Source organism: Patescibacteria group bacterium (assembly GCA_041675205.1).
Taxonomy (GTDB): domain Bacteria; phylum Patescibacteriota; class Patescibacteriia; order GWA2-46-9; family GWA2-46-9; genus JBAYUF01.
This window is the reverse complement of the sequence record JBAYUF010000003.1, coordinates 93,588-115,206: the sequence shown is the minus strand read 5'-3', so window position 1 is coordinate 115,206 and position 21,619 is coordinate 93,588. Positions and strand designations below refer to the sequence as shown.

Here is a 21,619-nt window from a genome sequence, read left to right as displayed (position 1 = left end):
ATTACTTACCGATAACCCGTTTGGCAAATGGTAGACCGAATATAATCGTTCCGGCAAGCACTCCGAGAAACGCCAATGCGTAGAGTTTATAGGTGGATTGCAAGAAAAGCGCAGCCGCACCGAAGGCGGCGCTGCAGGCAAAAAACACCGCCACCGAACCACGAACCCCAAGCCCGAGGTCAACGAGCACAAAATGAAGGTGTGAACGATCAGCCGAAAAAATACTTTTTCGCTCAAGCACCCTCCTCACAACGACAACAAAAGCGTCGAGGAGCGGAAGACCCATGACGAGCGCTGCGGTAGCCATTTTCCCGCCAGCAATGATACTAAGCACACCAATTGTGTAACCAGCCAAGAGACTACCAGACTCCCCCAAGAACTGTTTTGCCGGATGCCAATTGTGTGGCAAGAAACCAAAAAATGCGCCGGCAATAATGGCTGCGAACAATGCGGTATCAGGCTGCAGTACTGGTGGCAAGAGGCACAACGTAAATATTGTTGCCGCACCAATAAAGCCAATGCCACTCACCAGTCCGTCGAGGCCGTCTAGAACTTTCGTCGTGTACATTAAGACCGACAGCCATATAACCGTAAAGAGTGCTGAGCCAAGATTTACGAAATAGCTGGCCTCAGCCAAGGTCACTGGCAGCTTTATTTGATCAATGCGCCAGACGCCGCCAAAGGGGTTCGTAATAAAGTTGACCCCAATCCCACCAAACACCACGGCAAGTGAAGCGAGCACCGGTAAAGCCAGTTTGGCGGGCGCAGGCAGACCATAGCGATCATCGAGATAACCACCAAGCATGAGTATGAACCCACCAATAAAGAACCAGACCAACTGACCCGCGTTAAGATAGGTGGTAACCAGGTCTGTTCGAATGAATCCAAAATAGAATGCCACAGTAAAGATAGAAGCAAACACTGCCAGGCCACCGAGGAGCGGAATAGGTCGGGTGTGCATCCGTCGTGCGGCGTCCTGCGTTGGGTCGTCAACTATGTGACGACTGTTGGCATAGGCGCGTACCAACAGAATGAAAAATTGCACCACAATACCAGCTGCCCCAAAAGCTATGGCGTACAGCATATAGATTACTCTGGTCGCGCAATGCGCAGTATACCGCCCGGCTCTAACGTTACAGAATCTCTTCGATGTAGCCGACCTTCAAGTAAGTACCTGGCCAGTACTGAATCAACTCTATCCTGAATAACCCGCCGCAGAGGACGCGCGCCAAAGAGTGGATCAAATCCGGCGGCAGCTAATTCTTCTATCGCCGCAGGTAAGGCCACAAACGAAACGCCATGCACTTCCATTCGCTTCGCAACTTTTTTTAACAACAAACTGGCAATGGCCGAAACATGCGGTAAGGTAAGCGGCTTGAAAACCACCACTGCATCAAAACGATTAATGAACTCTGGTGCAAAATTCTTTCTCAATACCGTTTCATGTAGTGTTTTTTCAATTTCACCCATTTCGTCACCTCGTCGGACAGCGTCTTGAATATACTCAGTACCGGCGTTTGACGTAGCGATGATGATGGTATTCGTAAAATCAATAACTTCCCCATTACCAGCAGTTACTCGACCGTCATCGAGTATCTGTAAAAATAGATTGAGCACCCGTGTATCTGCTTTCTCTAATTCGTCGAGCAACACCAACGAAAACGGATGCGCCCGCACTGCTTCTGTCAGAATGCCATATGTTGTCGCTCGACCACCAGTTAACCGTTCAACACTTTCAGCACCAACATATTCAGACATATCAATTCGCACCATTCTCTTTTCGTCACCGAAGTAGAGCGCCGCAACGGTCTTCGCTAGTTCTGTTTTCCCAACACCAGTTGGACCCAAAAAGAGAAGGTTTACAATAGGGCGCTTCGTATCTCGAATCTCCGCGCGAGCCCGCCTAAGCGCGTCAGCCACCACACTGACCGCTTGCTCTTGATTAATAAATCGTTCGTGTATTCGGTCCTCAAAATTTAGAAGCAGTGACGACTCGTCATGCGATACATCACGAAGTGGCATATCAATTTTTGAAGACAGAAAGCTATCAACGTCCCCTGAGCGAATTACCTTTTTCTTTTGCCTTGTTTCTTTCATGTACAGCGCCAGCTCGTCTAACAGATCAATAGCTTTTTTTGGCAGCCGCTTATCGGGCAAAAAACGACTAGTCAGATCGACCAACCGCTCTATGGCGTCATACGTAAAAAAGACGCCGTGTGACAGCTCAGTGAGCAGCGCATGAGACTCCACCATAGGAATCGCTTCTTCCACGGTTGGCTCGGTCAGAAGCACTGATTCAAATAAGCCACCCAGGGCAGACCCAACCAAATACTGACGGTTGGCTTCAGGCGTTGTTGTGGCAATCACTTTAATGCGTAACCGTCGCACACCCGTTGCTAATACCTCGGCCAGGTCCACGCTGCCCGCCTGACCACTCGATATGCCACGCACACCGTGCACGCCGGAAATAGCGAGCACGATGTTGCCGGAGCGACTAGCCTCGTTTAAAACTCGCAAAATGCGCTCTGCCGCTTCAGACGGATTCGCGCCGCTGACTAACTTTGGCAAAATAAGGTTGACTAACCGCTTGTCCTTTAATTCCGCCGGTACTTCACCAGCCACCATTCGGTCAGCTAAGTCTTCTAACAGACCCCGCTTACCCACCCCCTGCTCGCCAACAAGGAGCGGCATACCACCGCTTTCAAATATACGTAAGGCAGTTTTCATGGCTTCACTGCGACGCACAAACGGAAACGTACCACCATACTGCGCTTGTTCAGTGATGTCCTCAGAAAAAGCATCGAGAAGCGGCGTGGCCACCGCCGTCATGGCACGGTCGAGCCGAGAATGCGGTCGAAACCGAGCGGCCGAACGTAACCTTTGATACCGCTGACGAAGCTGACGATCGCTCTGCTGCCACAAAAGTACGTGACGAATTTTACTTTCTGTTATACCTCGCTCATACAGTACGTCACGAACAACCGGGTCTAGTGCAATGGTGGCCTCAAACAAGGCAGAGCAGTCAAGCCGTTCGCGACGATCATAGTAAGCCGACAAGTAGGCACGGAGTAACGTTTGTCCGATGGTTGTTTCAATTGTCGACGTGACCGCACGTAACTCTTGAACAACAGCCCGACCAGCATCTGCCGGCTGAACACCAAGTCGCAACAACATTAAGGAGACTTCCGAACTAGTAATGAGCGACAGAAATAAATCGGCGGGTCGAAAAGGACGTCGAAACTTGTCTGCGCGAATAATTGCGGCAGCAATGTAACTTCGAGCGTCGCCTGATACCATACTGTAGATATCTAATCGATATGTTTTTTGCGCCGCAGAAGACGCATCGTAGGGCAAGCGCGGAATCTTTTTTATGCCATAACTATCACGCTCAATACTGACATACACAAACAACCCGCAGAGCACACCGACCCAAAAGAGAAATGAGTCACCGGTTGCCGAAAAAATGAGGAGTGCGGAAACGAAATCAGATAGAATGGCTTCAGTGATGCCAGCTTCAAACAGCAGCGCGGCATACACTAACGCAGTAATCGCACCGCAAAAGATTGTTCCTCGAATCAGTATCCGCCAAATACTTGCCAGACGTTCACGGTGAAACTGCGCTGCAGACAAATCATTTGGTAGCCACGCAATGTGATTCCCAACTTTAATGGCACTTCCCTCTCCGGCGCACAAAACGCACGTCGCGTAATCCGCTGTACCTTCGCCAAAACAGGCGGGGCAACTAACGATTGCGGCGCCTACTGGGCTAGCAGGAGAATGAGTGTTGTACTGATGCGCCATAGTACGACCAATGGAAATATAATATACAGAGCAAATAATATGACGTCGGTAAGCGCCCACAGTACAAACACGACACATCGCACCACCGTTTGCACAACTCGAACAAAAAAACTAATAACCCGGCCGGCAATGTCCCACTGACCATACATTGGAACAAAAAGGTTACTTGCCCAGACCGTTACGCCCAAGTATCTATTGGCATAACTGAACCGATCGAGCAGTCGGCGAAATGCCAACTGTAATCCCCGAGAATACCACCAGACCGGCGCACTGATTAGTTCTTCAGTAACTGTTCGTACGCCAATTGAAAAAAACTGTGCACCCATACTATTCCGTAGTCACTATCCCCTTTCCCGCTGCGATTTGATCTCCGTCTAAACTTGTAGTGGCTGTCGTTCCCGTAACCTTCACGGCACCGTTGGTTGTTTCGTCATGTGCGGCCAATGTTGTTTGACCCGACAACACCAAGATGCGCCCACTGTCGCTAGACGTCGGTTTAATTCGAACGGTAAAAAAGGCTTGCGGCTCGAGCCCAGGTGGCAAGGCGTCAATCTTCCACACGGCAGTAGTACCAGTAACTTTAAGCGTGCCAGTTGTTGCGGTACCAGTCTCCGCCGTGACATAGCTCGGCAAATTTCCCGTAACAACAACATCCCGTAAACTGTGCGTGCTGCCGGTAAGTTGCCAGATAATGCGATACGATGTTTCCTCACCAACAACGGGCGGCAATGGTCCAGAACCGATAGGTTCGCCACTCGGGCTGAAATAACGAGCCGATACGCGCACGTTAACTGAAGTGTTAATGGCAACGACCATCGGGCTGCCGTCAATCTTACCAGCCTCTGAAGCGTCCCCTCGTGAAGAAAAAGCAAAGGTAGGAGTAGCGACAATCTGACCGGCGCCTGAAACGGAATTAGATTTAGCAATCACTGGCACGTCCCAAGAAAATTCACCGCTTCCCTCAGACAAAAGTCGCTGCAATGCAGGTGTATTTTCGCTTCGCCACGTGATAGTGCCGCTCTCAACAGTTGCCCCTTCGGCACGTACGCCGTCCCAGCGAATTAAATTGCCACCATCATAGCGAACGGATACCGTAATTCCATTTATTGTTTCAGCCCCAAGATTCTGATAACGCAAAACGTACCGTAGTGAATCACCGAATGATGCAGCAGTTGAATTACTGTTTCCGTTAGCGGTTAACGTCAAAAGCACATCGCCATTGATCACCCCCACCCGGAGTTCGCTACTAGCCACGGCGGCTGCTTGCGAAGCACTTCCTACTGCAGTGAGGGAGGCCCGAATCACTTGTTCGCCCGCAGCCTCAGAAGACCACTTTGTTTTGAGCGTTACAGCAAATGATTGACCTGGCGACAAAACCGGCGTAACCCACTGCCAGCTACCAGCCTCCGCTACAGCAGGTTCGGCCTCAGTGATAGCAAGATTTTCTGGTTGCTGCACAACGAGCTGCAAGGCTTGTAGTGGTTCGGCGCCATTATTTTGAACGGTAACAACATACTCTTTCTCGTCACCCGGTACCACTTGCGTCGTACCAGCTACCGTAAGAGCAATAGCACCACTGGTGAGCGCGGTTGAAACAGAATCGCTTGCTTGGAGCTGTGTTGGTAAGTTAGGAAATTCATACGTTACGGTAGCAAAGACAGTAACGAGTGAACCCGTCTCACCAAACAGCGTGCCGTCGACCGCCACCTCTTTTTTCTCACCTGGTGCTAAGGCTGGTAAAACCCACGTGTTGTGTACCTCATTCTCAGGTGAAAGGGTGGCAGATTGCCAAGAGAAACCTTGCGGATAATTCACTCGTAACTTAATGTTTTTAGCGGATTCAGTTGCGTTGTTGGCCACCTGAAAACGGTACGTCACCGTAGAGCCAACAGCCGCGTCACTCGGCGCAACAATCTCAATACTCACTGCGCCACTTTTGCTCGGACTAAAAACATCAAAAACAGCAAAGCCAAGCCACGCCGCCGCGCTGGCTGCCACCGCCAGCACTATTAGCCCAATAGCAAATCGACGCCAACGAGATACATGCTTGGGCACCTGAAAATCAGTTGGTGATTCGTATAACGCTTCAAGTTCTGCGTAATCTTTTCTTTGTTGTTTATTATTCATGGTTATACGGGATAGAAACGGTAAGTGCTGTTTGTACATCACTTTCTGCGATTAAAGATTCGCTATAATGACTGGTGGCTGGCCCTTTGCCAGTCGAAATAGTACCGCCAGGAAGAGCGATGTTCTGCTCAAGCGTCACCCCACGGCTGCCCGGTTGTGACTCCCAAGCAAATGTATAGAAGCGCTGGCATGGCTCTTTCTGCTTCACTGCAAACCAATCGAGAAACGACGACGCACACTGCAAGCGCCACGGCAGACGATATGAAATATTCACGGTGGCACTTTGCCCCGGGTCAACCATAAGCCAGTTGGCAAACACTTCCCTGCCTAGCTCGTTGTACATACGAGTTTGGCTACTTGGATCAATAACCGCTTTTCGTTCAGCGTTCAACAGCTCATCTGCCTTAGCACCCGTTATGGCCGGCACAAACAACGTTTTGTCTGGTGCACCAAAACCGGTGGCGGAAATAAGCTGACTACCGAGCGGAACATAGAATCGCAAATAGTCCACATTACGAACCCCCGTGTACTGATCTCCCTTAACACCGGTGTGGGTTCTCTCTACGCTGACGTTGGCGGTAATTGAACCATCATTACCAATCACTATATCTCGGAGTACTCGGGTGAGCATTTTTCCATCGGTCTTCTGACCAGCAATATTCGTGTGCACAATGGCGAGGCTGTCTGTTTCTTTTTCATACGTTGGAACAACACCGCCCCATCCAAGTGAGGTAATACGCGTTTGAATTGATGAATCTCTTGAATAAATCATTGCGTGCTTCTGCTGGGCAGCTTCGGCAAATATCGTGAGTAGCGAAAGGTCCCCTGTTTGAATTTTATTAGTCAAATTGGCAACAAGAACCGGGAACAGGTCAGCTAAAATTTGCTTTGGCTTATTTACTGTTTTGTCGTACTTCTGCTCAACCTGATCTGTTATTTCCGAAACGAAGTTCTCGTTAGTAATTGTTAATCTGTATGCCGGCATCGGAATTGGCCCAACAACCTCAAGGAGTCGCTCAACGAACGTCGCATCAATGCCGACAACTGCGTCGACGGTACTGCCACCCGCATGCTCATAAAACCAACTAATTTTCTTTGCCGATGTTGGCCAGTCATACCACCAATTGGCGTCTTGAAACTCCCACCGATTCGCCACCAAACTAAGCGCGGCTGGTGGAATGACTAGCTCATTCAGACTTCCCTGTACGTCATAGGTGCCGCCACCTGGAAACGAAACGTTCGTAATGGCACCATCAACAACATCGAGAACAGCGTAACTCCCCATAAAACCCCCGCCAGCTCGAAGCTCGTTGTTGTTTTGGAAAATCAAAAGAATACGCTGCGTAGCATTCACACCGCTCAAATGCGTCAAAGTCGCCACAGCATCATCAATAGTTCGTACTGCAGCAAGGAGCGTTGGTAAGGACTGGTGCAAGGTTAACCAGGCAGCTTGATAACGCTCGGGCATGTCATCGACGCGTAGGGATAGTAATGTGTTTGTTGCCACCTCTAGCTGATGAGTAGCATCAGCGATTGATTGCATTATGTCTTCGCTTTCGCTTGAGCCCAAAACACCGGAGTCTTGAATTTCCGCAACTGCGCCGGTAATGACAATGCTTACGCTCGTCAGTGTCTCCGCCACACTTAGTAATTCACTGACCGCAGAAAACGAGGCATCGGTTTTGGGTATAAACGCTAGACCGGTACGAAGCTCTTGCGGCATGCCACCGAGCAGCGCATTAGCGTTATGCAGTTGCTTTTGAGCCGCTATGAATGAAGTATTTGCCAAGTCAGCATTTCCCGCCGAAAGATGTTCTGCCCCGGCCATGAGATCAGTAACACTACCGGTGGCGAGCGACTTGGCTGTTTCAGCATGAGCCTGCGCAGTACCAATACGGCTGGCTGTCCAGACTGGTGCCAAAACAATGATGCAGCAAAGCGCAAAGGAAAGTACTGGAGCAAATTTCGGTAGACGCGGCCATGCTGGTTGGTACTGACGCTTACGACTTGGCCGAGACAAAGAAGGAGAAGGAATAGGGGGACGTTTTTTTATAGCCAAAATCGGCCTGGTGGTTGCACGAACTGGCGTTTCTTTTCTCACAATAGGAAGTCGGAACAGAAAAATGGCAACACGACTGAGCAGCCACAGCACACCAATAACAAGGCTAACGGTGCTTATCTCAGTTAGCCAAGAAAATTGTGCGAAAGATTTTTTTATGGTTTTTTTTGGTACGACCTGCGGCACCAGGATCACCTCTTGCACAACAATATTACTTGACGGTGTATGGCCACCAAGAAACACCGGTACCTGATTGTTTTGGTTATTACCTTGCTGTTTATTCTTGTTTTGCATGTTGCGCTTCTAAAGCTGACTCATACACGGTATTCCACTTAGTAACCAACGTTTCAGTGGTTTCAGCCGATGGCATAGCTGCTCGCTTTCCGTTCTGGTTATTTTTTAAAACGCCAACGAGGGCATCACGCATACATTCGTCGTCAGTGACGGGTATGTAGACCGCTGCGGACCCGTATACCTCTGGCAAGGCGCCGAGTGATGACGACAGAACGAGCGCACCGGCTTTGGCCGCTTCCCTACCCGGAAGCCCATAGCCCTCGTAGAGCGACGGAACAACAACTGCCTTTGCCCCAGCGTATAACTCGGGAAGAAGCCTGTCAGAAACTTCACCCATAAATTGAAACGCCGAAGTTTCTGCAACAGATTCTTTAATACGACGAGCAAAGGAATCTTGTTTGCCAACAAGCCGTAGTGCTACTCCCGTCAGTCGGTATACTTCACCCCACACACGCACCAAACGATCAATATTTTTGTGTGGATAAAACGCCCCAACGACAAGTGCGTACGGCTCACTAATAGTATACGGCACTTTTTCTGCATTGTCAGTTGCCGGAAACGCACTTTCCACTTCCCCAATAACAGCAACCTTACTTTTCACACCGGGGAACCGTTCCGTAAGATCTTCGGCAACAAATGCGGTAACTGCAACTATCCGTCTCGCCCGCCGCATCGTTCGACGAAACAAAATACGGTACCCGACGTACTTCACCGCATAGTAAAAACGGCCATACGTACTGGCACGCCTATTTGGTAAAGCGTGAAGTATAAGATCGTGAATGGTCACGACAAAAGGAACGGAACAGAAAAAGGGCACATTAAAATGCGGGGCGTGATACAGATCGCACCCGAGTGAAGTGAGTAATCGAGGAAGAAAAACTTGTTCTTGCCAGCTATATGGTCGATACGGTGCCGACACAACGTGCCAGCCACTTTTTGAAAGTTCCTGCGCCGCACCGTCAACGCCGACAAGTGCCGTTAACTCGTAGCCCGGATTATAACGACTGATGGCTTCAGCCAAAGCCGCTGTATAGCGCCCTATGCCGCGATGCTGCGGCCCGTATAAACGGGCATCTAAAACTATATGCGGCTTCGCCATAGTGAAAGTAGTTTTGTTGCTGAAAACTGCGCTTGCAAAAAATCCAAACGCTTCTGAACGCGATGATGGTAAGCAGTTGAGTCAACCGCTGCAAATACCTCAGTCAAAAGTTCTGGCAATATATCTAACCGATAAGGATTTATATAAAACGCAGCGTCACCCAACGTCTCGGCGCAGGCTGACTCACTGCTAGCAATAACTGGCGTACCAAGCTGTAATGCTTCGATTGGTGGATAGCCATAGCCCTCATGAAACGAAGGGTAGACTAAGGCATGCGCATTTTTTATAAATTCAATTTTTGCAGCGTCCGAACAATACCCCAGCAACACAACACCTGGCGTAGGACAAGCTGCTCGATAACCGGACTGCCCAAGGATGTAGAGCTTAAGGTCTGGATATCGCTCGCGCACTCGCGGCCAGGCAGCAATAAGTGGTTGCAAATTTTTACGTATTTCATTCGTGCCAACAGTGATAACATACGGCTCGCTTGGCTGCCGCGGAGCTGTCGAATGAACAGCTGGCAGTGGTGCAGGCATATGATGTACTCGCCCTCGCCACTGAGGATAGTGCTCTAAAATATCACGCATTGTCTGCTCTGAAACAGCCATGAGTTCAGTACCGGGCGTCGCCCGACGCAACCATGCTTTTACCCAACGCAAATACCAGAGTCGAGTACGCAACGGATAGCACGTTGGGAGATAGGAAAAAGATAAATCGTGAATAGTAACAAAGTGTGGTACGTCTGAAAAACCAATGAACAGTGGGTTTGGCTGCCAAATAACATCAACGGTACCAAAAAAACTTTTTGCTGGTGGATAATTAAAAAAAGAAATACTGGCGTTCAATACTGTGTTTGGATACCTACTCGTGCGGCACGAAATGCCTTTATACTCTCGCACTTGCTGTCGACCGCTTGTAAAACCAGTCAGCACATCGCCTTCTGCCATTGTGGCGACAAGTAGCGCATCGAGTACGCGATCGATATATTGACCAACGCCAGTGGGACGGACACCCATGACCGCACGCAGATCAACACCAATATGCATCATACCGTTTCCCCTTTTGCCGTACGCACAGCGACCTGAAAATTTTCAATAAATCGCCGAGTATCAAATTTCTCGGCATGCTGACGAATGACGGCTGAGCTAAACACTGCTGGAGAAAAACGAATCAAAATTGCTGCCAACGATTCCCAATCTTGATCTTCAAAGAATAATCCAGTTTTACCGGAAACAACTGTTTCTAGTGCGCCACCCTTGGCATAGGCAACAACCGGCACACCGGCTGCCATCGCCTCAACGACCGTAATACCAAAATCTTCAATTTGAGGATGAATAAATGCCTGCGCCGAAGCGTATAGCGCCATAAGTTTTGAGCGTGATACATGGCCAACGAATTTCACTGTGCCACCAGCCATGCTACGCAGACGTGATTCATCCGGTCCTTCACCAAATACAATGAGTGGTAACCGGAGTCGTGTACAAGCTGCCACAACAATATCAAAACGTTTATACCCAACGAGCCGACCACCAGTTAAAAAATAGCCGCCAGCGGTCGTTTGCAATGGAAACTCTTCAACACGAACTGGTGGATAAACCACTTCGGCTGTTCGACGATAATATTTCTGTATACGGCCGGCCACTTCCTCTGAGTTTGCAATGAATATGTCTGGTCGAGCCGCCGCCAATTGATCCCACATGCGGAGTGTTGGAAAGTAGCGAAGTGCTAACCGTTTAATGAACGTTGGATAACGCAGGCTTTCCATATACGTGTCTGTTTCTCCCCAAAGGTAACGAGTTGGCGTATGACAGTAGCAAACGTGAAGTGTCGCTGGTCCTGTTATAACGCCTTTTGCAAACGAAGACGAGGAAGAAACAACAAGATCATACCCACCGAAATCAAACCGCTCGATAGCACTCGGCATCATTGGTAAATATGCCTGATAGTACCGCTGACCAAACGGCAGTTGTTGAATGAAAGACGTACGAACACGATTCGCCGGAAATCTATTACCAAACCTATTCGCATCGTACACAAGTGTGTATATATCAGCATCTGGATAGAGCTGACACAAAACGTCTAAAACTTGTTCAGCGCCGCCGGACTGAATAAGAAATTCATGAACTATTGCCACCTTCATAGGGCGCGACGAGAACGAAAGATAACCGCAATCGTACGAAGCATAAGTAGCAAATCAAGACCAAAATTCCAGTGCTCGATGTAGTATCGGTCTAAACGAACTTCATCCTCAAAATCAAGGTCAGACCGACCACTAACCTGCGCGAGTCCGGTCATGCCGGGCTTAACGGCAAGTACCTTCCGGTGGTGTCGCTCATACCGTTCTACTTCCCACGGAAAGTGCGGCCGTGGACCAACCAGACTCATGTCGCCACGCAGCACGTTAACAAGCTGCGGGAGCTCGTCCAAGCTAAACCGACGTAGCAGGCGACCAACGCGGGTTATTCGTGGATCATTAGCTATTTTGGGTACAGGTCCACTCCTGTCTGAAGAAGTTTCTACTAATGTGTCATACAGTGTTTGGGCAGCCTCACCGCCATACTTCGTACCAATGCAGAATCTGAGCTGCATAGAACGAAACTTATAGATGGTGAACGACCGAGCCCGTCCAACTCTCGTGCTTTTAAAAATAATCGGACCACCGGTTTCTACGAGAATTGCCAACCCCACCAAAAGGCATAGTGGGGACAAAAGAACAAGCAGGAGCACTGCAAAAACTATATCAAACAGTCGTTTGCTAAGTCTCCCCCATCCTTGCATCGTTGTTTCCAATACTTCAATAACTGGTACGCCAATATCAAACCGTAGCGTTGGTACACCAACGCCTGCATTGAGTAACTCGGGTACGTAGCGAAAAGCAACATGAAACTCTTCGGCTAACTCAAGAAATGTTTGACGTGACTCGGTCAGTTCAGGTGCAAGAAAAAAAATATCATCAACCGCATCGGCTTGCAGCAGCCCACGCAGCGCCGCGAGACCTGTATCGTCGGCCGAATACGTAGCCACAACTCGATAACCGCTTTCTGGATGCTGCTGCATGTGGTCGACGACCGCCGCTACGTGCGTGTCGCCAAGGACAGCCACCCGTCGCGCGGCATACCCATAGCGAAACAGTGCCCGTTGACATGCCCGAACGAGCAAACGACCCACCGTCACAGTACCAATGCAGATACCCCACGCAGCGAGCACAATGAAACGAGATGAGAACAGTTCAGAGCGCAAAAAGAAAAAGAAAATAACACCAGCCAAAACCGTTGAAGCAGCAAATAGTATGCGGACGAATTCATTCAGCCAAGAATCTGAACTTTTCCGTTGATATAAACCTAGTGCGGCGAGTGCCAGAACAACTGCCACAGCAACTACCGCCGACCACAGGACGTAGTCTTGCGCCGCCACATCAAACAAAACCGGCCGGATGTCGGTGATGAGCGTTGTAAAACGTACTCTGTACGCTAGCCAAGCACCAAAGACAACCGCGCAGAAATCTACCGGCACGAGTACTGCTGAAAAAAATAGCTCGGTACGCTTCATGGCGTCTTGATTACCAAGTAAGAGGTGGGTACATCGGTAAGCCGAATTCTGTCCTCTGGCTTGCGCCAGAGTGACGACTATCTCTCTTGGCCGTACGTCGCCGCACGGCTCTAGCGAGTTACCAAATTTACTCTTGCACCAGGTAGGGTTTACCACTCTGTCCACTTGCGTGGCAGAGACAGGTGTAGCACCGAGGTACACCACCTGACTTTTCACATTTCGTTCTGCGTAGCAGAACGACCCTGAACGTAGCTGAACGGGTCGAAGCGGTACCAATATGATCCTTCGATTCGCTATGCTCACTCAGGATAGTTTTGCTACGCAAAACTAGTATAGTCTCTGTGGCACTGGCCCTATTCCAGTGTTGCCACTGGAACGGTTCCCGTTAGGAACTACCGCGACCCTAACTTGCGTCAGGGGGTGTTCGGACTTTCCTCTCCAACTTTCGTCGGAGCAGCCGTCTGACATACCCACCTCTCAATTGATAACCTGGGTTCAATACGAAAAATGCCAGAAAAACTAGCGTTCGTCAACTTTGTCTAATGCTTTATTCACCAATGCATCGGCATGTGCATTCCGCTCTCGTGGTACGTGCGTGTAAGTAACTCGTTCAAACCCTACGGCAGCGTTCCAAGCTTTCAAAAACAGTGGCTGCAGGTCTGGATGCTTCACTTTATATTCACGACGCATTTGCTTAACCACGAGTTCACTATCTAAAAAAGCGGTAACTGTTTTAGCACCCAGCGCCTTCGCAGCATCGAGCGCGGCAATGAGGCCATGATACTCCGCTTGGTTGTTTGTCATGACGCCCAAATGAATGCTTATTTCTTTGAGTACGGTACCCGTGGCCGAGAGCACAACAGCGCCGCACGCCGCCGGGCCAGGATTACCACGAGAACCGCCATCGGAAAAAATATGTACGTTTTCCATTTTCGTATTATTTTAAAGCGCGCTACGTAACGCCACAATTCGTAATTGTACATCACTCACATCGCGATACGTATGCTCAGCTACTTCCGCCACCACGTCAAGACGATCACCTAAACGTAACTGTTGGTGCCAGGCACCTAAACCAAAACCAACGCCATGGCGAACAGTGCCAACGCCATCGGTCAAAGTAAGACGTAAATGCTGACTACTGTCGCCAAAGGCAACCAGACCCACAGCAATAACATTTGAAACAAGAAATACTGGCGTCGGGTTCGCCATACCGCACGGCTCGAGTAAGCGTAGTCCATCTACGAGTTCGCGACTGCAATCCCGCAGTTCAATGGTTTCATCAATAAGTAAGGCATTCGAGTCGCCTGTCGAACCCGTGTTCTCCCAGACACTCCGCAAAGCACTTCGAAGTTCATCGACCGCCTCTGAAGACTGCAACGTAAAACCACAGGCTTGGGCGTGACCACCAAATTTTGAAAATAGATGTGGCACCGTGCGAAGTGCTTCTACAATGTTAAAACCAGGAATGCTTCTCCCAGAACCAACGATGCCCTGGGCGGTGCGCGTCATTATTAGTACCGGCCGAGCGTGGCGCTCTAACATACGACTAGCCACAAGGCCCACGAGACCAACCGGCCAATCTTCGCCAAATGCGACAAGAACTGGTTCATCCTTTTGCTCTACCAGTAACGCCGCTGCTGCTTCAGAAACCGTTTCGGTCAGTTGTCGACGTTCAGCGTTCGCCGCCTCAAGATTATCCGCCAACAGCTTAGCTTCTGCTTCGTCTGTGGCCATGAGCAATTCGTAGGCCTGATGCGCGCTGCCCACGCGCCCGGCGGCGTTAATACGCGGACCAATCCGGTAGGCCACATCATGAGCCGTAATGCTACCGGGCGTTAACCCAATGACCGAAAACAATGCTACTAACCCTGGGCGACGAGTTTTATTAAGCACCCGCAGCCCAAAATGAAGTAACGATCGGTTCTCACCATGCAATGGAACAAGGTCAGTAACCGTCGCGATGGCCACCAAATCAAGCAACCACTTCTCAAATGCTTCCCAACGACTTTTTTCATCAGCACGCTGCGCCACCCGTTTCGATAGCAACGCCTGCGAAACCTTAAACGCCAATGCGACAGCGGCCAAATCTATAAATGGATACGTCTCCCCTTCTACTTTAGGATTGACGATTGCGTACGCCGCTGGCAACTCAGTCGGTGGCAAATGGTGATCAATAATAATTGTGTCAATGCCACCAGCACCTGCCGCCGCAACTTCCAGCACGTTGGTAATACCGCAGTCTACGGTGATGAGCAGTTGCTCCTTTAAAGCGACGGCGTTAGCGACAACATTCAAATTTAGTCCGTAGCCGTCGAGTGTTCTGTCGGGCAGCTGCACGCGTACATTTGTCGCACCGAGCGCCTGCAATGTTGAAGCTAACACCGCTGCCGCACAGACACCGTCGGCGTCGTAGTCACCAAAAATAACTATGTGCTCAGACGTCTCAATGGCGCGCATAATGCGTTCTACAACTCGAGACATATCGCGAAAGGCATACGGATTATGGACATCCCGAGCATAGTCGGGATACAGAAATTCGGAAATCACTTCAGGAGAAAGGTCGCGCCGAGACAGCACAGTATTTAACAGCCGCGGTAAGCTGCTGTTAACAATTGTGTTCGATACTCGCAGTTGCCAACGTGAATCCATGCTAAGCGCCAATAAGCGGAGCTACGGTTAACAAAACCATGGACACGACAACCATAATGCTCATCAGTATCCAAACGCGATGCTGCCAAGTTCGTTTTGCCATACTATTGTCGTAATAATGATATATAGGTTTCTGAGGGAATATCGACCTTACCCTTACCGTGTTCTGCCATCCGTTTCTTACCCCGTTTTTGCTTTTCTAACACTTTGCGTTTTCTCGTCACGTCACCGCCATAAAGTCCGGCCGTAACATCTTTCCGCATTGCGCTCAGCCGCTCAGCGGCAAGTATTTTTCCGCCCACTGCAGCCTGCAACTTCACCACGAACTGTTGTCGAGGCAAGGTGTCTTTTAGTCGTTCAATCATGCGCTTGCCACGATGGTACGCTTCATCTCGATACACAATAACAGAGAACGCCTCAACGGCCTCCTCTGCCACGAGTATATCAAGACGCACCACATCAGCCGCCGCATAGTGAGTAATATCATAATTCATGGAAGCATACCCAGCGCTGACTCCTTTCAGTTTATCGTAAAAGTCGACAAGAATTGACTGCAACGGAATTTGATATTTTAGAATGGCACGATCTCCTAGGTATTCTGTTGTTTTATAGATGCCACGTTTGCTCGCCACAAGCGGCATAACTCCACCGATATTTTCGCTCGGTGTAACAATATCGAGTGTCACCCAAGGCTCGTCAACTCGATCAAGTGTTTCTGGTGAAGGGAGATCCCATGGATTACGAACGTCCACCATGCTGCCGTCACGCAGACAGGCCTTGTAGGCAACGCTCGGGACGGTAACAACAAGGTCCAAACCATATTCACGTCGCAAGCGTTCTTGTGTAATTTCTAGGTGGAGCAGCCCAAGAAAGCCAGCTCGAAACCCATAGCCAAGTGCCGACGAATACTCTGGTTCAAATTGCAGCGCAGCATCATTTAACGATAGTTTATCAAGCGCATCACGTAGCAGCCGGTGGGCGTCACCTTCTTTTGGAAAAATACCCACATAAACAACCGGTTTAACCTCCCGGTATCCCGGCAACACAGTCGTGGCGGCTTCGCCTGAAGCAAGCACGGTATCCCCCACCCGCGACAACTTTACATCTTTGAGACCAGTCACAATGTAGCCGATCTCCCCGGCTTGCAATGTTTCTCGAGGATGAAAGTCTGGACGAAGAATACCAACCTCCTCAACGTGAGCAGTGGCACCTGTGGCCGCGAAGTGAATTTGACTCCCTGTTTTAATGACCCCGTCCACAACCCGAACAAAAACGACAACACCACGATATTCGTCATATACCGAATCAAAAATCAGTGCTCTGAGTGGCGCTTCAAGCTGACCACGAGGCGATGATATCCTTTTCGTAACCGCTTCTAGTATCTCCGCGACACCTATACCGGTCTTACCAGACGCTCGTATTATGTCTTCTTGACGACAGCCCAATAACTTCTCAATTTCACCGAGCGTCCGTTCAATATCAGCGTTCGCTAAATCAACTTTATTAACGACCGGTATAATCTCCACGTTCTGATCCATAGCCAAATACAAATTGGCCAATGTTTGCGCCTGTACGCCTTGCGTCGCATCTACTAAAAGGATGGCTCCTTCCACGGCGGCCAACGAACGCGACACCTCATAGGTAAAGTCGACGTGCCCAGGCGTGTCAATGAGATTTAAAATAACGCCCTCATACTCCATGCACACGGGCTGCAGTTTTATGGTAATGCCCCGTTCTCGCTCAAGATCCAATGTGTCGAGATGCTGGCTTCGCATGACTCGAGCCTCGACTGTTTTTGTCACCTCTAACAAACGGTCAGCCAGCGTGCTCTTGCCGTGATCGATGTGCGCAATGATGCAAAAATTTCGTATGTTCTTATCTTTCATAGTTAGGTCACTTTACTCTCTTCCATGCTGTCTATGGCTGTCGTTACGGTGAGTCGACTTCGAAATGCTGCAATAAGCTCTCGCACCGTTGGCTCGCGAAGGAACCAAAGGAGTATAAGGTATATACTGACCCCTGCAAACATAGTAAGCACCGCTGCCGTAACTAAACCAGTGAACTTAGTTTCATCCACTAGTGGGGTGAAAACGTAAAGGAAGCCGATCACACCACAGGCCATACCGAAACCGGCCACCACTTGCCGCATGATAGAACCAAAAATATTTAGTTTTGAAAATTTCACAACATGCTTGAGACCAATCCATAAGCCAAAGAACTGAATTGCCGTACCAATACTGAGCGCCATACCAAGGCCAACGATGCCATACACGCGGCTCAACGCATAGGCAGCAATGACGGTTACAACGTCGGCCGTTAGACCAACGTACAGTGGCAGCAGCGCATTGCGATGCGCATAAAAGCCACGCACCAAAAGCGGAATAAGCGCACCAAAAATGAGGCTGAGCGTCATCCATCCGAGGGTGCTACTGGTAAGTCGCGTCGCTGTCCAATCAAAGGCGCCAGCCCCGAGAATGATTCGCACAATATGCTCACGCAAGACATACGTGAGAACAGTTGCGGGAATAAGAAAGAAAGATATCTGCCGAACTGCTGATGAAAAAATAGTGACAAAATCATTCGTATTCCCCGCAATGGCTGACTGCGTTAACTTTGGAAATGCCGCCACACCATAAGAAATACCAAAGAGGGCGACGGGAAGAAAATAGAGATTTGTCGAAAAGGTTAGTACCGCCAAACTACCGGCCGACAATGTGGAGGCAATGATAGTGAGCAAAAAGACATTGAGCTGCTGTGTACTAGCGGCGACGACTCGAGGTGCCATCAAACGAGTGATTTCAGAAATTCCGGTGCCGTAAAACCGAACAGTGAAACGAGGCCGCCAACCAAGTTGCCAAGCGCCAAAAAACTGAAGGAGACTATGTAAGATTGCGCCAATGACAACCCCCCAAGCCACCCCCCGGATGCCATAGCGCGGAGCCAGAAATAATGCCCCACAAATTATTCCAAGATTATAAAATATTGGCGCAATGGAGAATAGAAAAAAACGCTGAAATGATTGCAGCACGGCGCCCGCTACTGCAGACATACCAAGGAGCAGTGGAGAGAAACACAAAATGCGTGTTAGGGAAATTACTACCTGTTGCTTCTCGTCTGAAAAACCAGGTGCTAGAATCGGCACAAGATATGGCGCTGTAACAGCCAGAAGCACTGCCATAAAAAACAACGTCAGTGCGATAGCCGAAGCAAAAACACCAGCAATACGCCAATGCTCATTTTTACCCTTTTCTTTGGCAGCCATAAAAACCGGAATGAACCCGGCCGACAAAGCCCCGACAATAACCAGGTTATAGATGAGATCCGGAAAGCGAAACGCGGCATAATAGACATCCAACGTATCACCCGCTCCAAATTCACTCGCCAACACCCTGTCACGAAACACTCCCAATGCGCGACTAGCGACACTGGCGCTGGCCACCAACCAAGCCGTACGCGTCAATGACGTCGCTTGCTGAATGAAGAAGCGGCGGAAAAGATTCTGCATTGTACACTATTTGTAACGAAGCGCTTCTAGTGTATTGAGTCTGGCCGCGCGACGAGCCGGAATAACGCCAGTCAAAAAGCCAATGGTGGTAGAAAAAACAAGAATGGTTAACGTAAACCACAATGGTCTGTCAAACAGTTCGAGTTGCTGACCACCCAAACGTGACGCCAATGTATTAACTATCATAGTAACCCCCTCACCACCCAGATATCCAAGTAAGAGTCCGGTCAGGCCACCCAAAAATCCCATAAGCGCTGACTCTGTAACGAGCATGATAAAGATATCTGCTTTGCCACCGCCCAGTGCCTTCATGATGCCAATTTCTTGAGTACGTTCGAGAAGCGCTATGGTAACGGTATTAAACATACCGATTGAAGCCACCACGAGCGCCACAATACCAAAGAGCGCCAGCATAAACTGAATAGCTCGAAAAACTTTGTTTGCTTCAGCAATGGTGTCTGATAGTGCTGACACTGTGTAACCCAAATTTTTGATTGCTTCGCGAACCGCGGGAAGAACTGTACTGTCTCGAACCTTGACCTTCGCTTGTGAGTAACTAGTGACGGCAACACCGCTAACGCTCGACCAGGGAAGGTAGGCAGCGCTTAACCCCTCTTGCTCTATGATTCCAACTATAGTTGCGGAAAGCGCTACCGGAGCGGGCGGCGTAATTGACGACTCCTCTTCGGCTGATGGGAAAACAGTCAACGTCAACACCTGACCCAGTAGTTGCGCTGGCTCAATATTCAAAAGGCGCGGCACAGCCGAGGAAACGACAAGGCTGCCCCGTTCGTCAGACGTATAAAGTCTTCCCGTACTGGCGGTTCGACCATCTAATCGAAAGAACGCAGCGTCAGTTACATTAATGACAACGTCAGCCGTAATTCCCTCTCGAGTCATTTGACCAGCCAACTGCGCAACCGGCGTAACTTCAGCAACGTCACTGAGGCTGGCAATTGACGCAATTGTTTCTGGCGTAATAGCAATAAATCTCGACGAAGGTGGATAGACATCTAAGCTGACGAGCGAGTCTGATGTTGTAATTTGATCAAGTAATAATTTTTGTAACCCGTACCCTAAACTTACAAGAAAATAGGTGGCGGCGATACCAACACCAACGCCAACAATGGTGAGCCACGTCCGCATGGGCCGCGTTTTAAACATGCGGGTTGAGAGACGAAACAAATCATTAATTCGCATCATACGGATTTTTCTGGGCTACTCGCAACTTCGCTGGCGGCATAATTAATGAGATACACTTCAATCCGTTTGCCAAACTCCTGCGCCGTTTGATAGTGAAGCCCAACGCCACCCTCATGCAATGACTTATCAAGCGCTTCTTTAAATTGCCGATGATCTAATGAACCTTCAAGTCGAGCTTTAATGGCCGCGTCCAAACGTTGCAGCTGCACCTCTGTTAAATGACCTTCGTAGTCGTTCAGTAGGCGACCTCGAAGCTCTGTAATCTGTTCGGCCAAGAGCTCGTACTGCTCTGGAAATTTTTCTAATTTTAAATGAAGCACGCTTGATTCAGCCAGCACCGACTCAAGCGTACTGGCGACGCGTTTGGCTGTCTGCTCATAGAGGCCCACGCCGCCCTCACGATACGCGAGATCAACCCGCTGTTCAAATTCACTGGCAGTTAACTTGCCGTCAACCCGTTGGCGCACAAAATTTTCAAGGCGTTCTTGCAAGCGCTCCTCAGCAACACCAAGGAGGTAGTGACTGAGATATTTTACTTTAAGCGCCCCTTCTTCCAAGTGTGGGTAGTACTTTGCAAATTCGGTTAGCGCATGTGGAATAAACGGCCTCATTTTTTCCTCACGAAGTTGCTGACGTTCGCTGTTGGTTACTTCGCGAATGACCTGACCATCTTTGATGTAAAAAACACGATGCGCATAATGGAGGTAGCGAGAATCGTGCGTCACAAGAACGATTGTTTTCTTGTCACGGGTATTGAGCTCATACAAAAGCTCCATGACTTTTTCAGAGGCTTGGGAATCAAGATTGCCGACCGGCTCATCAGCAAATAATATAGAGGGGTTATTAATAACAGAGCGACACAAAGCGACCCGCTGCTGCTGCCCCCCGGACAATTCATTAGGTAAGTGCTCCGCCAAATTTTCAATATCAAACCTTTTCATAATTTTTAGCGCCAACGCCCGTCGCTCTTCGGTGGGTGCTCGTTGAAACATTTGTGGCAGGAGAACGTTGTCCAGTACAGAAATCGACGGAATCAAATAAAAAGCTTGAAACACCATGCCGAGCGTTGTGCGATGGAAGTTCACCATTGCATCACTATCGAGCGCATCGAGCTTCGTGTTATTCACGACCACACTCCCCTGACTTGGCACCTCTAGCCCCGCCATAGTGTAGAGTAGCGTTGACTTACCACAACCCGATGGGCCGAAAAAAATTATGTACTCCTCAGGATATATCTCTAGGTTAATGTTGCTCAGCGCCAACGTAGAGGCCGAACTACCGGCATTATACGTGACGGAAACATTTTCAATAGAGATAATTGGCTCACGCATAA

At 49.4% G+C, this 21,619-nt stretch carries 15 protein-coding genes and 1 other RNA gene; all 16 read right to left on the bottom strand.

Going from position 1 to position 21,619, the window contains the following annotated elements:
* Position 1: 1 nt before the first annotated feature.
* The 16 genes from WC052_02710 to WC052_02635 all read right to left on the bottom strand — a co-directional run bounded on the left by WC052_02710 (position 2) and on the right by WC052_02635 (position 21,617).
* The gene (locus WC052_02710) at positions 2 to 1,084 is read right to left on the bottom strand and encodes an MraY family glycosyltransferase (protein MFA7286546.1); all 1,083 of its coding nucleotides are present in this window, start codon (positions 1,082 to 1,084) and stop codon (positions 2 to 4) included.
* 5 nt (positions 1,085 to 1,089) lie between these two features.
* On the bottom strand, positions 1,090 to 3,801 hold the full coding sequence (locus WC052_02705; GenBank protein MFA7286545.1) for an ATP-dependent Clp protease ATP-binding subunit: 2,712 nt from the start codon (positions 3,799 to 3,801) through the stop codon (positions 1,090 to 1,092).
* Complete coding sequence (locus tag WC052_02700) at positions 3,759 to 4,127, bottom strand: hypothetical protein (protein MFA7286544.1); 369 nt, start codon at positions 4,125 to 4,127, stop codon at positions 3,759 to 3,761. Before WC052_02700 ends, WC052_02705 begins: the two co-directional genes overlap by 43 nt.
* 1 nt (position 4,128) lies before the next feature.
* Entirely contained in the window at positions 4,129 to 5,928 is a 1,800-nt protein-coding gene (locus tag WC052_02695) for a hypothetical protein (protein ID MFA7286543.1), read from the bottom strand.
* Positions 5,921 to 8,281, bottom strand: a complete 2,361-nt coding sequence (locus WC052_02690; protein MFA7286542.1) for a DUF4012 domain-containing protein — start codon at positions 8,279 to 8,281, stop codon at positions 5,921 to 5,923. The genes WC052_02695 and WC052_02690 overlap by 8 nt, the downstream gene beginning before the upstream one ends.
* Positions 8,265 to 9,380 (bottom strand): glycosyltransferase family 1 protein, encoded by a 1,116-nt coding sequence (locus WC052_02685; protein MFA7286541.1) that lies wholly within the window; start codon positions 9,378 to 9,380, stop codon positions 8,265 to 8,267. The genes WC052_02690 and WC052_02685 overlap by 17 nt, the downstream gene beginning before the upstream one ends.
* Positions 9,362 to 10,429 carry a glycosyltransferase family 1 protein gene (locus WC052_02680; GenBank protein MFA7286540.1) on the bottom strand — a complete coding sequence of 356 codons (1,068 nt, stop codon included), beginning with the start codon at positions 10,427 to 10,429 and terminating at the stop codon, positions 9,362 to 9,364. Before WC052_02680 ends, WC052_02685 begins: the two co-directional genes overlap by 19 nt.
* Complete coding sequence (locus WC052_02675; GenBank protein ID MFA7286539.1) at positions 10,426 to 11,520, bottom strand: glycosyltransferase; 1,095 nt, start codon at positions 11,518 to 11,520, stop codon at positions 10,426 to 10,428. Before WC052_02675 ends, WC052_02680 begins: the two co-directional genes overlap by 4 nt.
* Complete coding sequence (locus WC052_02670; GenBank protein ID MFA7286538.1) at positions 11,517 to 12,929, bottom strand: sugar transferase; 1,413 nt, start codon at positions 12,927 to 12,929, stop codon at positions 11,517 to 11,519. Before WC052_02670 ends, WC052_02675 begins: the two co-directional genes overlap by 4 nt.
* 21 nt (positions 12,930 to 12,950) lie before the next feature.
* Positions 12,951 to 13,402: RNase P RNA component class A (rnpB, locus tag WC052_02665), an RNA gene on the bottom strand.
* 46 nt (positions 13,403 to 13,448) lie between these two features.
* Complete coding sequence (locus WC052_02660) at positions 13,449 to 13,859, bottom strand: ribonuclease HI family protein (protein MFA7286537.1); 411 nt, start codon at positions 13,857 to 13,859, stop codon at positions 13,449 to 13,451.
* A gap of 12 nt (positions 13,860 to 13,871) precedes the next feature.
* Positions 13,872 to 15,578 carry a single-stranded-DNA-specific exonuclease RecJ gene (recJ, locus tag WC052_02655; protein ID MFA7286536.1) on the bottom strand — a complete coding sequence of 569 codons (1,707 nt, stop codon included), beginning with the start codon at positions 15,576 to 15,578 and terminating at the stop codon, positions 13,872 to 13,874.
* A 104-nt stretch (positions 15,579 to 15,682) separates the two neighbouring features.
* Positions 15,683 to 17,464 (bottom strand): translation elongation factor 4, encoded by a 1,782-nt coding sequence (lepA, locus tag WC052_02650; GenBank protein ID MFA7286535.1) that lies wholly within the window; start codon positions 17,462 to 17,464, stop codon positions 15,683 to 15,685.
* A 2-nt stretch (positions 17,465 to 17,466) separates the two neighbouring features.
* On the bottom strand, positions 17,467 to 19,083 hold the full coding sequence (gene murJ, locus WC052_02645) for a murein biosynthesis integral membrane protein MurJ (protein MFA7286534.1): 1,617 nt from the start codon (positions 19,081 to 19,083) through the stop codon (positions 17,467 to 17,469).
* A 6-nt stretch (positions 19,084 to 19,089) separates the two neighbouring features.
* Entirely contained in the window at positions 19,090 to 20,286 is a 1,197-nt protein-coding gene (locus tag WC052_02640) for an ABC transporter permease (protein MFA7286533.1), read from the bottom strand.
* A complete protein-coding gene (locus WC052_02635; protein ID MFA7286532.1) occupies positions 20,283 to 21,617 on the bottom strand; it encodes an ABC transporter ATP-binding protein in 1,335 nt (444 codons plus the stop codon). The genes WC052_02640 and WC052_02635 overlap by 4 nt, the downstream gene beginning before the upstream one ends.
* Between the last annotated feature and the right edge of the window lie 2 nt (positions 21,618 to 21,619).

Bases quoted from the DNA above. Each gene is read 5' to 3' on its own strand.
- WC052_02710 (MFA7286546.1), bottom strand. From the start codon at position 1,084: ATGCTGTACGCCATAGCTTTTGGGGCAGCTGGTATTGTGGTGCAATTT.
- WC052_02705 (MFA7286545.1), bottom strand. From the start codon at position 3,801: ATGGCGCATCAGTACAACACTCATTCTCCTGCTAGCCCAGTAGGCGCC.
- WC052_02700 (MFA7286544.1), bottom strand. From the start codon at position 4,127: ATGGGTGCACAGTTTTTTTCAATTGGCGTACGAACAGTTACTGAAGAA.
- WC052_02695 (MFA7286543.1), bottom strand. From the start codon at position 5,928: ATGAATAATAAACAACAAAGAAAAGATTACGCAGAACTTGAAGCGTTA.
- WC052_02690 (MFA7286542.1), bottom strand. From the start codon at position 8,281: ATGCAAAACAAGAATAAACAGCAAGGTAATAACCAAAACAATCAGGTA.
- WC052_02685 (MFA7286541.1), bottom strand. From the start codon at position 9,380: ATGGCGAAGCCGCATATAGTTTTAGATGCCCGTTTATACGGGCCGCAG.
- WC052_02680 (MFA7286540.1), bottom strand. From the start codon at position 10,429: ATGATGCATATTGGTGTTGATCTGCGTGCGGTCATGGGTGTCCGTCCC.
- WC052_02675 (MFA7286539.1), bottom strand. From the start codon at position 11,520: ATGAAGGTGGCAATAGTTCATGAATTTCTTATTCAGTCCGGCGGCGCT.
- WC052_02670 (MFA7286538.1), bottom strand. From the start codon at position 12,929: ATGAAGCGTACCGAGCTATTTTTTTCAGCAGTACTCGTGCCGGTAGAT.
- WC052_02660 (MFA7286537.1), bottom strand. From the start codon at position 13,859: ATGGAAAACGTACATATTTTTTCCGATGGCGGTTCTCGTGGTAATCCT.
- recJ (MFA7286536.1), bottom strand. From the start codon at position 15,578: ATGGATTCACGTTGGCAACTGCGAGTATCGAACACAATTGTTAACAGC.
- lepA (MFA7286535.1), bottom strand. From the start codon at position 17,464: ATGAAAGATAAGAACATACGAAATTTTTGCATCATTGCGCACATCGAT.
- murJ (MFA7286534.1), bottom strand. From the start codon at position 19,083: ATGCAGAATCTTTTCCGCCGCTTCTTCATTCAGCAAGCGACGTCATTG.
- WC052_02640 (MFA7286533.1), bottom strand. From the start codon at position 20,286: ATGATGCGAATTAATGATTTGTTTCGTCTCTCAACCCGCATGTTTAAA.
- WC052_02635 (MFA7286532.1), bottom strand. From the start codon at position 21,617: ATGCGTGAGCCAATTATCTCTATTGAAAATGTTTCCGTCACGTATAAT.